Source organism: Sunxiuqinia indica, assembly GCF_009847015.1.
Taxonomy (GTDB): domain Bacteria; phylum Bacteroidota; class Bacteroidia; order Bacteroidales; family Prolixibacteraceae; genus Sunxiuqinia; species Sunxiuqinia indica.
Map to the genome: position 1 here is coordinate 47,648 of NZ_WVEM01000006.1, position 11,958 is coordinate 59,605.

Consider the following 11,958-nt stretch of genomic DNA (forward strand, 5'->3'; position numbering starts at 1 on the left):
TCTGATGTAAGGGACACAAAAGTATTGAAACAACAGCGAAACCCATTGTGATGTTTATTAATATTTCTTAATGTTTTGCTGCTTCTTGCGGAAATTAGCCATCTTTGTTTTGCTCGAACGAATGGACATTTTATGGCAAACAGTCGCTTTCAAAACTTCAAACGCTTTTTACCCGATGGATTTATCGCAGGCATTATTTTGATGATTCTGCTCGCCTGGCTGATTCCCGGAATTGGAAGCAAGGGAAGTACTATTGAGTTGAAGGTATTGATCCGATATGGCATTTCACTCTTGTTTTTCTTTTATGGCTTACGATTGAGTCCCGAGAAACTGAAAAAGGACCTCAGTAACTGGCGTTTACATTTGCTAATTCAATCCATTACCTTTATCATATTTCCTTTGGTGGTGCTTGCTTTTCGTCCGCTATTGGCAGGTACTGAAAACGAAATTCTGTGGTTGGCTGTTTTCTTTCTGGCTGCTTTGCCTTCTACAGTGTCGTCTTCAGTGGTCATGGTGTCTCTGGCCGAAGGAAACATACCGAGTGCTATATTCAATGCCAGTATCTCCGGCATTATTGGTATTATCATCACCCCCCTGTGGGTTGGCTTATTTATGGAGAAGCAAAGCGATGCCTTTGCTTTTGCCGAAGTGATTAGTGATCTGGTCATGCAAATCCTTATTCCGGTCTGCATCGGACTATTCTTACATCGCTGGTGGGGGAATTGGGGCATCCGCAATAAACGTTATTTTAGCTTGTTCGATAAGTCGGTTATCCTAACCATTGTGTATCGGAGCTTTAGCGATTCTTTTTTGAATGGCGTTTTTACCAGCATAAAAGTGCACGAGTTATTGATTTTAGGTGCTAGTGTCGTCGCCCTGTTCTTTTTTGTTTTTGAAGGAACGAAGTTGTTGATGAAAGCTTTTCATTTTAGCAGAGAAGATCAAATTACGGTGCTGTTTTGTGGGTCGAAAAAATCACTGGTTCATGGCTCGGTCATGGCTGCGGTACTGTTTGCCGGATCGTCATTTGGTAGCTTGTTTTTAGTTCCGGTAATGATCTATCACGCGTTTCAACTTTTTTACATTAGTGTTGTCGCCAGACGGTATGGGAAAGAAAAGATTATGGATAATAAAAGTCAGAGTAATCAGCAGGATTGAGATGAACTCAGGGGCTGAGTCTAACTGAAATTAAAACGCAAGCGATGAAAGAAGAATCTGCTTCCCTAACCCTCCTGAAAATTTCTTTCTTGTTGACCTTCCAAAATCTCTCCTCCCCTACTATGCGCTCAGGGGCAAGCTATTTCCTGATGTGATCTTACCCCCCCCCGAAAACGGGATCTATCATCTATCTCCGCCTTTATTTTGGCATAATTTCAATCACCTTGGAAACACTGGTCACCTTTCCATCCAAATCAATCAGGTCGGCCTGAATAATAAATTTCCCAGCTACCTCGCTAGCCATTACTTCAAATTCCGATTGGCCGGAAGGGTTGATCCGAACTGCCGGGCTCCAAAACAGGGTGGTTGGTTGCATGGCTGGTTTTTCAGACTTTTTTAACCAAAAATCCCGTGCAACACGATAACCATCTTGATGAATATCCTCAACATCTTCCTGTTCAATAACTTCTATACTTTTACCTCTTTTGGTTTCAATCTCAATTACGCCGACGGAATTCAGTCCTGTGTGGCGTTGAATATCAACTGGATTGGTAGAAATATTAATTGACTCTACATCCAACGGACTGATGCTATTAAGTACGCTTGCGCTGGTTCCCACCTTTTGTCCATCAATAACAATCAACGCCCCATCCTGCGCCATGAGGGAATTAGTTCCACCCGGGAAAATAATCAAATCACCATCAAGCCGAAACGATTTAATCATTTTTATTACGTCCAACAATGAGGTTGCTGATTGTAAGTATTTTTTATAAGCCGGCTCTGTTTTTTGCTTGGGAGCCTTTGTCCTTTCTGAAAATAGAAACGTATTGTCACGATAAAAATCACTGCTGTATTGTGCAGGTTCCAGATCAGCATTCGATTGAATAAAATTGATTACGTATGCTTTAATTTCTTCAGATAAAGACTTTTCAAACCTCACCATTAAGTTCTCGTTTCCATCCGGCCCCATTGCTTTTATCACAAAGTTGTCCAGTTGATCCGGCTCAATCGCTTGCTGATAAAATCCACCGTTCTCATCTGTTGATAAGTGAAGGATCTTCATGTTTTGTGAATTCAGAAAGCTAACCTTTGCATTTGGAACAGGTTCATTTTCCTGATTCACAACCTGCCCGGAAAGTCCGGATTGATGATACTTCGTTTGTTCCCGCTCCGGCTCGAAATTCAACACTTCATCCCAGTCGAAATTTTTGAGCTGGTTGGCTACTAAAATATGATTCATGGTCGATTCAATGTTTTCCTTCGACATCAGGCTCTCCAAATTAGGAATTACCTTCTCCAAATCGGAGTTGACCAATAGCCAGTTGTCCCATTTATAAGGCCAATCCAGCTTCTCCTGCATCGAACTAATCGACAGGTTTACGATCGGCAAATCAGTATCTTCGGGGACATCTGCTTTCAGGCCAAATTTGAAAACCTCCCCGACCTTTAGCTGATTCGGAGCCGAAAGCTCAATATGGGTGTCATCCTCCCGATCAATAAAAATCATTCGGCGAGCAAGCACCTGCTGATTTTCATCAAATACAGAAATCAGGCTGATCCCTTCAGGAAATTGCTCTTTGGGAATTCTTAGGCGTGCCGGCCCACTCATTTCAAGCTCGGAGGCCCAAACAACAGACTCTCTCTGATTGGCAACCAGATACAGCATGTTGGATTGATCTCCAGTTAGCATGAGATTAGCGTAAATAAACTCCTGATCAGTTTTTGTAATCATCATCAGCAGCCCATCTTGTGAGTCAGGTAGCGGAAACAATTGATTTTCGCCCAAGGCACTTGTCAACTTCAGACTGTACTTTTTCCCCTTTTCTGCAGTTATTGAAAAAATTCCATAGCCCGGGAGCAAGGTTTTTATCGTCTGTACTTTGTTCCCAGCCTGATCTAAAATATTACCTGTAACTGATTGCGGATTTCCCATTTCATCGAATACCGCGAACCCTATTTTTTGCTGTGTTCCGGCAACTAGCGCTCCTGCTTCGGGGAAAAACTGAACAGCCATTTTTTGATTTTTGACAGGCAGAATAGTCGAATAATTCAGCTCATTCCTTTTGCTGAATATTTTCATGCTTAATGGCGATGAATAATTTTTCTGAGGAATTGCTATTTCCAGACTTACTTTGCCAAATTCATCCGACTTTACTTTATCATCTAAAATTAACTTATCGCCATCAAACAGCTCATATTCTAACTTTTCCTTTTTAAAGGGTGAGCCGTCCATTTCTTCAACCAAAAATGAATAATTAACTGACTTGCCTGGAACAAAAAACGGTGGTCGTTCTGTTTCAACGAGACGAACAGCGGCTTTGTCTCTTGGGTTAATGAATATCAATTTACAAAAGGCCTCATTAGCTTTCGAAATCAGGTCGGTGTATGCCACCAAAGCGTAGTTGCCTTCTGCCAAACCATTGGGAATTCGCAAATCACCTTTCATTACCCCGGCTTTAGTCTGGTAGGTATCACTACTAATCAGCACTCCATTTCTGGAATACAACGCGACATGGTATTTCGGACTCTCGGGTTTAGCTAATTGCCCCGCGCTATTGGTAATCATGGTTGAAAACCAAATAATTTCCTCCGGAGCATACACTTCCTTATCAGTGGTTAACTCAATCTTTTCCTTCGGATAGAATTGATAATAGTCATTCAGCTTTTGTGCAATCTCGTTGATCAAAGGGCTTTGCGAAAATGCTGATAATGAAAATAAGAAAAAACATATGGCTAATAATCTGGTTCTCATGGCATGCTTTTTTGTGACGTTAATTGATTGGTTTGTTGACTAGGATGAAAAGAACTTTCTTTTGCGGATTCCTTTTTCAAGGCCTTCCGAAGATCTTCTGTTGGTTTTATAATATTGTAGTCACCCCAAAAATCTTCATCGTAATCAGTAATAATCTCACTGAAAATTTCAGAGGAGTTAAAATTTTCATGCCGGCTAAAACGCTTCAGGTTGGTTTCCCGATAATCGGTCACTAACAAATCGGAGATACTGTGAAAGACCGAATTGATTTTATCGCGACGGCTTTTTACATGAAACTTGACAGATGCCTGAGCGGCATTAAAATACCAGCGATCATTATGGTTTTTATAAGAAACCGTGTAATTCAGTTCAATAGGGCGAACGTTGAACCCCCTCGGCTTTTTACGAATTAAGGATTTCCGGGCTACTTTCTTACCATTTCTACTCAAACTAAACGAAGCGTAAACAAGTGCATAGCTTTCCCGATCAATATAAAGTTCGCCCTCATAGGTCAGGTAGTCAAATCTACCATCTGGTTCAAACTGAATCACTACAGTTGGTCGCCCACGATACAGAATTACCCGGTCGACTTTGTATTTATAGTATTCTCTGAACTCCGGATCGATGAACGAATCTCTGGTTTTCACAACATCAAGTTTAGTAATGTAATACGGGCCTCCTTGCATTTTAAAATCTACCATAAGTACTGAAGGTCTGGCTTCCTTCGTTTTTCGCCCTTTCAGGTAGCGAATATTGTCTTGTCGAAAGGTGTTGCCGTAAGACGATTTTAAAATATCCATCACCGCTTCCGAAACATTGATGTAGTCATTATTTTGCTTCAACACCTCACGATAAAACGAGGTCATTAGTTGCTGCGAAGTGGAATAATTTGTTTCAATATTTTCGACTAACTGATCCATCACTTCCACCGGATCAATCGCTGTTACTTTTACTTCTTTTAACTGAACATTTATCGGTGTTAGTTGAATATCCAATTCACTTTGCATAAGCGTGTCCAGCGAAATCAGGTGCTGACTGTATCCCAGGCAGGAAAAAACCAGATCTTCAGACTTATACTCGCTGGGAATTGTTATTCGAAATTCCCCATCGCCATTCGAAATGGTTCCAAACGGATGTCCGGACACCGAAATACTGGCGTATGGAATTGATTGATGTGTTTGCCGATCGGTTAGTTTTCCGCTTAGCTTGAAAACCGACTCGAAGGTTGCTGCTGAATCTCCACTTTCATCTTCTTGTCGATTAACAGTAATGATGAGTTGATTTTTGAGAAGTCGAAATGAAAATCGCTCCGAAAAAACAGCTTTCAGGACTTGATCAATCGTTTGATTCTTCGCCTCAATTGAGATTGGCTGATCGGTATCAACCAAACTGGGATCATAGGAAAAGTAGATTCCTGTTAAAGCAGAAATTTGATCAAACAAATCGATTAATTTTCCGTCTTTAATCTGAATCGAGACGTTGGTATCCGGCCTGTAATCTTGCTTCTCCTGCGCATTCAATGCAAATGGCAGCAACACGAAAAGTAAGGAAACAAACAGGATACTATTTCTCACTAAAATATTTTTTCTAAATGAAAACTGGTTTGTATTTCAGCCCCCTCCCTCAACACCTTCATCTTAATCTTCCGATCTTCTTTGCTTTGAAAGATAAGATTTATATCATTTAAAGACAAAGATTTATGGCTTGTATTATTCAACGATATAATCTGATCGTTTTCTTTCAAGCCTGCACGATAGCCCGGCGATCCGTTGCGGATATTATCAATCGTATAAATAGGTAATCCGGGCATGGGGCTTGAAACATCTAAGCCACTCATATTGTAGTTAAAGTCAGACTTCACCTTACTTGTCGGTCGTAATTTCAGTTGATGGTTCGGGTAATCCAGCGTCACAAAAAACCGCCGTAAGATTTCAGCTCCAAGTGTGCCATTTCTATCGTTTGCCACAATTAACTCTTCAATCATATCATTTTGCGGGAAAGATACGATTGGCGCAGTCAGTACCAGTGGACCAACCCAGATTCCGCCAATCCGTCCTTTCGTTCCATATAAATCACCGCTTAATCCTCTGCCAAGAAAAGTCTCAATATGTTTACTGGGAATATCAATCCGATCATCAGATTTGGTTGAAAGCCAGATGGCATCACTGGCCCCGGTATCAACGAGTAGCTTAACCGGTACTTCCTCATTGTCGTCCGTCATAATAGTTGTCCTCACAAAAGGTTTATTGTGCTCAAAATGTAAGGGCATCACAATATCTTTATTTCGAACCCGATCACGATAATGCTCCGGTTGGATCACGGTAATTTTCTGGTCGTCATAATCTATTTCAACAACAAAGTCCTTGAACAAGTCGAAGCCAATGAGTCCGTGTACCGGAATACCCAGTATTTGAGAGATCTGGAAATTGTCATTAATCACCATTTGCACTTCCTGATTCCAGGCCACCAGCCCACCTATTTTCATCGTATTATTTCCTGATCGATATGCGGTGAGGCCTTCTCCTTCTCCAAGCCCCCTTATTTTAATGGGCTTCAGCATATTCAGGTTAAGCTTATTCACATACGGTAGCTCTGTAATAATCGGCAACCGAACGCCGGTATCCAGAATAAAGTTCAGAGTGTCCGAATCGTTGATGCTGACTGGAATAATAATCAGATTGCTGGCAGATTTAAACTCGAACGTGACTGATTTGCGTCCCCGGTCTGCAAATTCAAAACGGTTTTTGCTTGGTTGAAATTTTATCCTTTTCTCATAATCGACAGATTCCCGAAGCGGAACATAATCGCGTACAACCAGAAGATTGTTTTCTATCTCGAAAATGAGATAGAAATCTTTCATGAGCTTTTCCAGAACATCACGAATCGGCTTGTTCGAAACATTCAAGGTAATGTTCTTTCCCTCAAGTAATTCAGAGTTATATGAGTAGTCCAGATCGAAGTAATCGCATATCTGCTCGATCACCTTAGACAGTGATTCATTTTCAGCATAAAGACTGATATTTTGATCCAGGATCGGATCTCCTTGCTTTTCTTCCTGAGCGGATACTCGTAAAGGAAAATAGATGATCAGTAGAATCAATATGAAAATTGAAGCACCGACTTTTATTCGTGTTGTATTCATGGCTTAATTTGTTTTTAACGATTAGGCTTCTTTCTTCAATAAATAATGCTCACCAGTTCTGGAAACCGACAATCCATGGGTCTCTGAGATAACTTTTAGAATGAAATCCAATGGTTCGTTTTCAAAATGAGCATTTAAGAGCAGGTCGTTTAGACTGAGATCGTTCAATTCAATTTGAACACGGTACACTTTATTCAGCTGGCTGATGACTTCCTTCAATGAAGTTTCACTAAAAACGAACGACCGTGTTTTCCACGCCAGGTAGTTTGGATCGGCATTTAAGCTCTTAACGAGCTGTTTACTGACACTCTCGAAAATTCCCTTTTCTCCGGGATTAAGAAGTAGCCGGTTCATAGACTGACCAATATCATTTTTTGAAAACTGCACCTTCCCGGTAGCAACAATAACTTCAATCCTATCACTGCCCGGGTAAGCGTTAACCGTAAAGCTCGTTCCAAGAACTTTTATGGTTGCTTCACCGGCACGAATAATAAAGGGCTTGTTGGGATCAGGCGTTACTTCAAAAAAAGCTTCTCCTTCAATAAAAACTTCTCTTTTGTTACTTCCAAACTGATCAGGATAATTTATTTTTGAATCTCGATTTAGCGTCACAATCGTTCCATCAGCCAATTCAACTTGTGAAAGTCCGCTGTCGTCCACTTTAATTTCGGCTAAGGTTTGCCCGGAAAGCTGCTGCTTGCCAACGAAATAGGCGGCGGAAACAACCAACAATGCAAGCACTATGGCAGCAGCGATCTTCAGAGTTCGAAGTGTTACTATTCTAGACCCTGATCCGGCTTTTCTCCTATGAATTTGTGTGTTCACCTTTGCGTAAGCCTTTGGTGTATTGTATTGCTTGATTTTAAAATAAAGATCAACTTTTTCAGACAATTCAGAGATTCGCTTTTTCTCTGCTTCGTCAACGAAAATGGATTCAACATCTTCCTTTCCCGGACTTGCCGGATCCTCATAAAGTTGTCGGGCAAGCTGCTCCCAATCCTTCTGCGATATGTTTTTGTTTGTTCCCATCATTTACAAGACAAGGCTGCACCGAATTACCCTTAATTACTTTTGGTTAATTCTAAAAATGGCTAAGCCAATCCAATAGTCTTTATAATCATCGAGTTTTGCCCGCAATTGCTTTAAAGCCAGCCCCATTTGAGCTTCCACCGTTTTAATTGAAATGCCCAGTTGATCTGCAATTTCCTGATACTTTAAACCTTCTTCCCGACTTAGTTTAAAAATGTTACGTCTTTTATCGGGCAAGGATTCGATGCTTTCGGCGATCTTTTCAGACAGACCTACTTCTAAAAAATAATCTGATTCATTGATCTCTTGATTGAAGTTTTCCAGGACAGATTGAACATGCTTATCTTTAATTTTTTCGTGCTGAAGTTGATTTAGACAGTGATTTTTAACGGATCTAAACAAATAGTTCTTAACCGATGAGTCGATCGACAATTTTTGCCTTTTGCTCCAGAATTTCACAAAAAAATCCTGGACAATTTCTTCGGATTTCTCGTTATCCTTAAAAAATTGATTTGCAAATAAACATAGCGACGCATAATAGGTATTGAAAATTGTTTCAAAGGCTTTTTCATCGCTTTGCCGAATTTGATCAAATAGTCTCTTTTCTTCCTGTTTATTCATTATTTAGTCCGTCAGCCATGGGATAACCAAATGCTAAGTTATCAAAAAATAAGATGCTTGTGGAAGAAAAAACCCTAAATCCGGCAATTGATTTTGTGCAACAAAATCACATACAAAGATGGCTGCTACGTGGGAATTGTTCGTGTTTATCCAACATCAGTGCTCATTACTTGTGTCATTTCCCTTATCTTGGTATGTGTTTACCGTTTTCTAATTCGAGTTGGAAAAAATGAGAACATGATGAAGAAATTACTTATCGGCTTTAGCGTTACTTTTTTTCTTTTTAGAATTGCAGCAGCCCAGGACTATGATACCCGGATTGGTTTGCGAGGTGGATTTACTAATGGATTCACTATCAAAAACTTTTTCGCTCATAATACTGCAATTGAAGGAATCGTTACAACTCGATGAAAAGGAATAAATTTAACAGGGTTGTACGAAACTCTCAACGAAACAGCTACCGTTGAAGAACTTAACTGGTATTATGGATTTGGCGGACACATTGGGTTTTGGGATGGCAATCGGGTCAATTGGGCTGACGACAATAATGCCTACACCGTCATTGGAATTGATGGTATTTTAGGACTGGAGTATCATTTTGCCAGAGCCCCCCATCTGTATCAGTGTCGATTGGAAGCCAACCTTCAACGTGATCGGGAATTCTGACTTTTGGGGAGGTGGAGGAGCCATTTCGATCCGATATACTTTTTAGAGAAATATTATTCCGATTTTTTTTGAGCAGAAAAAAAATGTGTTACTTTTGCATCGCTAATTCAAGCCCGGGTGGCGGAATTGGTAGACGCGCTGGATTCAAAATCCAGTGATAGCAATATCGTGCGGGTTCGATTCCCGCCCCGGGTACAGAAAACCCTCTCAAATACTTTATTTGAGAGGGTTTTTATTTCTACTATCGCATAGCTCCTATCCAATTCTTAAATAAATTAGTCTCTTCACTAATCTTTTAAGAATGAAAATCGTTTATCAAATACTAGAATACATTATTGACTTGAAACACCAACGGCATACTGCTCATTCAGCAAATTATCGAAGGTGGTGACATTTTCAAGCTAGCTTAAAATACGAACGATGGAAAAACCCTGGAATAAAATTTCTTTTCTGTTAGGGACACAAGCACATATCCATGAGAATATAAAGTTTGCTGACCAAAAATCTCTAGTTGTTATAATTATCAATACAGGACTGATTAGTGGACTATACAAAATTGGTATTTTAGATTACTCCTATTCACTTTTGTTGCTGTCAGCATTTATTAGTTTTTTATGTTTAGCATTTGGTATTTTATTTTCAATATTCGCTATCTGGCCAAGAGGTGAAAACAAGAATTCAGGGGCAGGTTTTTCAAACCCTGTGAGGATTTCACGCTGGGAAAATATAAGAAAATATAAAGAAGGATTTAAAGAATCAAATCCTGAAAACTTAATGGATGACCTGCTTGAATTAGTCTTTGACAGAAGTTCAATAAATAAAAAGAAATATTGTTGGCTCAAATGGGCTATCCGAGTATCATTAGTTGGATGGTTTTTAGGGCTGGTAGCTTCATTGCTTAAAGATGTTGTTGCCTAAATAATTAGTTAACGATAGGCATACATTTCTGACATACGCCGGCCAACTTGAACCTCCGTTGACAAGAAACTGCTCTCCGTGTCAGATTTTTCCCTCTTTTAATAATAACAATTAGATTTTATTCATGATCCCTCTTTCGATTTCAACAAAACAATTCTTTAACCTTTCCAATACCATCATTTAAAAGGATTTATGTAAATTGCGCTAAATTTTTGAAAATCATGAGCAACCTAAAGTCCAACGTAACAAGTTTCCTGTTTTTCATTTCAGTCCTTTCTGTTTCAGCGCAAAGCCGCACCGAAATTGCCATTCCTGATATACCAGGATACAAAACCCTGAAATGCGATTTTCATATGCACACCATTTTTTCTGATGGTGATGTGTGGCCAACCATCCGAGTACAGGAAGCCTGGCAAGAAGGACTGGACGCCATCGCCATTACGGACCATATTGAATATCTGCCCCATTCGCAGGACTTGGCTGAAATAGATCATAACCGAGCGTACGAAATTGCCGAACCATTGGCCAATCAAATGGGTGTGGTGCTTATCCCAGGAAGTGAGATTACCCGCAAAATGCCACCCGGGCATCTGAATGCTTTGTTTGTAACCAATGCCAACTTGTTGGAGCGCGAAGATTGGATGGATGCTTGCCTGGAAGCGAAAGAACAGGGAGCATTTGTGTTTTGGAATCATCCCGGATGGAAAGCACAACAGCCTGATAGCACCCTTTGGTGGACGGAACATACACAATTACAGGAAAAGGGAATTTTAAATGGCATTGAAGTTTACAATGAAAAAGAATTCTACCCGGAAGCTCTGCAATGGGCAAAAAGCAAACAGTTAACCTTGCTCTGTAATTCTGATGTTCATGCACCCATTGCTATGGCCTACCCCGGAACACACCGCCCAATGACACTGGTTTTTGCAACAGAGAAATCGAAAGGTGCCATAAAACAAGCCTTGAAAGATCGGCGAACAGTAGCATATTTCGACAACCAGCTGGTTGGTAGCCGACAATTCCTAACACCTTTGTTTTTAGGCTCTATTACAATCAAAACGAAGCAAGCTGGCCTGGAGAACCATCAGCTCAAAAAGATCATGATCCACAATTCAAGCGATATCGATTTTCATTTGAAACAACGGCAACCCTCTATCGGCTTTTCGTACCCTGACGAAATTATACTTGAGGCGCATCGTACGGTTTTTTTGGATCTAACAGGCACATCCGACGAGGTAAAAACAATGGAGCGCCTTCAACTTTTTTATGAGGTTACAAACCTGAACATGTTATCAGGAAAACCATTGCCGGTTAATCTTGAAGTGGTGAACTAAAGAAAGGAAGAGCGATAAACATCTGTTTACCGCTCTTCCTTTAAACAAACAACTAAAATTACCTTATTTCTTTGCAATCAGATCAACCAATCAACCCTAAAAAAGTCCCTAATAACAAAACAAAGACTATGTGATTGCAAAGGATTATATGATACGATGTTTCATACAATAAGTTTCATTTGCTGCTAAACTGGTTCTTTTAGTGCGATTACATTCTTCTTTAACCATAGGAATACGTCATGCAATACCTATTGTCAATAGATGTTTCACTTTGTGCCAGCCTCTGGTGAAAATGTTTTGATTTTTTTTCTTATTGAATTATTACAAGAATTCCCGTA

The 11,958-nt window shown here is 40.1% G+C and carries 10 protein-coding genes and 1 tRNA gene; 6 read left to right on the forward strand and 5 right to left on the reverse strand.

Annotation, left to right across the window (positions count from 1 at the left end; genetic code table 11):
* Nucleotides 1-132 precede the first annotated feature (132 nt).
* Nucleotides 133-1,158 carry a bile acid:sodium symporter family protein gene (locus GR929_RS10415; RefSeq protein WP_159519489.1) on the forward strand — a complete coding sequence of 342 codons (1,026 nt, stop codon included), beginning with the start codon at nucleotides 133-135 and terminating at the stop codon, nucleotides 1,156-1,158.
* 199 nt (nucleotides 1,159-1,357) lie between these two features.
* Here the strand turns inward: GR929_RS10415 and GR929_RS10420 are convergent, their stop codons facing one another.
* The 5 genes from GR929_RS10420 to GR929_RS10440 are packed head-to-tail and all read right to left on the reverse strand — an operon-like array spanning nucleotide 1,358 to nucleotide 8,702.
* On the reverse strand, nucleotides 1,358-3,910 hold the full coding sequence (locus tag GR929_RS10420) for a carboxypeptidase-like regulatory domain-containing protein (RefSeq protein ID WP_159519491.1): 2,553 nt from the start codon (nucleotides 3,908-3,910) through the stop codon (nucleotides 1,358-1,360).
* On the reverse strand, nucleotides 3,907-5,484 hold the full coding sequence (locus GR929_RS10425; protein WP_159519493.1) for an STN and carboxypeptidase regulatory-like domain-containing protein: 1,578 nt from the start codon (nucleotides 5,482-5,484) through the stop codon (nucleotides 3,907-3,909). The genes GR929_RS10420 and GR929_RS10425 overlap by 4 nt, the downstream gene beginning before the upstream one ends.
* On the reverse strand, nucleotides 5,484-7,052 hold the full coding sequence (locus GR929_RS10430) for an aspartyl protease family protein (RefSeq protein ID WP_159519495.1): 1,569 nt from the start codon (nucleotides 7,050-7,052) through the stop codon (nucleotides 5,484-5,486). The genes GR929_RS10425 and GR929_RS10430 overlap by 1 nt, the downstream gene beginning before the upstream one ends.
* 21 nt (nucleotides 7,053-7,073) lie before the next feature.
* On the reverse strand, nucleotides 7,074-8,084 hold the full coding sequence (locus tag GR929_RS10435; RefSeq protein WP_159519497.1) for a FecR family protein: 1,011 nt from the start codon (nucleotides 8,082-8,084) through the stop codon (nucleotides 7,074-7,076).
* A gap of 33 nt (nucleotides 8,085-8,117) precedes the next feature.
* Entirely contained in the window at nucleotides 8,118-8,702 is a 585-nt protein-coding gene (locus GR929_RS10440) for an RNA polymerase sigma-70 factor (RefSeq protein ID WP_159519499.1), read from the reverse strand.
* Between the two features lie 237 nt (nucleotides 8,703-8,939).
* On the opposite strand from GR929_RS10440, the gene GR929_RS21765 reads away from it, so the two are divergent.
* The 5 genes from GR929_RS21765 (at nucleotide 8,940) to GR929_RS10460 (ending at nucleotide 11,620) form a co-directional block, all read left to right on the forward strand.
* Nucleotides 8,940-9,113, forward strand: a complete 174-nt coding sequence (locus GR929_RS21765) for a hypothetical protein (protein WP_201300966.1) — start codon at nucleotides 8,940-8,942, stop codon at nucleotides 9,111-9,113.
* A 21-nt stretch (nucleotides 9,114-9,134) separates the two neighbouring features.
* Complete coding sequence (locus GR929_RS21770; RefSeq protein WP_201300967.1) at nucleotides 9,135-9,368, forward strand: hypothetical protein; 234 nt, start codon at nucleotides 9,135-9,137, stop codon at nucleotides 9,366-9,368.
* A gap of 111 nt (nucleotides 9,369-9,479) precedes the next feature.
* Nucleotides 9,480-9,563, forward strand: a tRNA-Leu gene (locus GR929_RS10450).
* Nucleotides 9,564-9,788: 225 nt separating this feature from the next.
* The gene (locus GR929_RS10455; protein WP_159519501.1) at nucleotides 9,789-10,286 is read left to right on the forward strand and encodes a Pycsar system effector family protein; all 498 of its coding nucleotides are present in this window, start codon (nucleotides 9,789-9,791) and stop codon (nucleotides 10,284-10,286) included.
* 221 nt (nucleotides 10,287-10,507) lie between these two features.
* Complete coding sequence (locus GR929_RS10460) at nucleotides 10,508-11,620, forward strand: Sb-PDE family phosphodiesterase (protein ID WP_159519503.1); 1,113 nt, start codon at nucleotides 10,508-10,510, stop codon at nucleotides 11,618-11,620.
* Nucleotides 11,621-11,958 lie beyond the last annotated feature (338 nt).

Excerpts from the sequence above, each read along its gene's own strand:
- GR929_RS10435 (WP_159519497.1), bottom strand. The coding sequence starts at position 8,084 with ATGATGGGAACAAACAAAAACATATCGCAGAAGGATTGGGAGCAGCTT.
- GR929_RS10430 (WP_159519495.1), bottom strand. The coding sequence starts at position 7,052 with ATGAATACAACACGAATAAAAGTCGGTGCTTCAATTTTCATATTGATT.
- GR929_RS10460 (WP_159519503.1), top strand. The coding sequence starts at position 10,508 with ATGAGCAACCTAAAGTCCAACGTAACAAGTTTCCTGTTTTTCATTTCA.
- GR929_RS10440 (WP_159519499.1), bottom strand. The coding sequence starts at position 8,702 with ATGAATAAACAGGAAGAAAAGAGACTATTTGATCAAATTCGGCAAAGC.
- GR929_RS10420 (WP_159519491.1), bottom strand. The coding sequence starts at position 3,910 with ATGAGAACCAGATTATTAGCCATATGTTTTTTCTTATTTTCATTATCA.
- GR929_RS10455 (WP_159519501.1), top strand. The coding sequence starts at position 9,789 with ATGGAAAAACCCTGGAATAAAATTTCTTTTCTGTTAGGGACACAAGCA.
- GR929_RS10415 (WP_159519489.1), top strand. The coding sequence starts at position 133 with ATGGCAAACAGTCGCTTTCAAAACTTCAAACGCTTTTTACCCGATGGA.
- GR929_RS21765 (WP_201300966.1), top strand. The coding sequence starts at position 8,940 with ATGATGAAGAAATTACTTATCGGCTTTAGCGTTACTTTTTTTCTTTTT.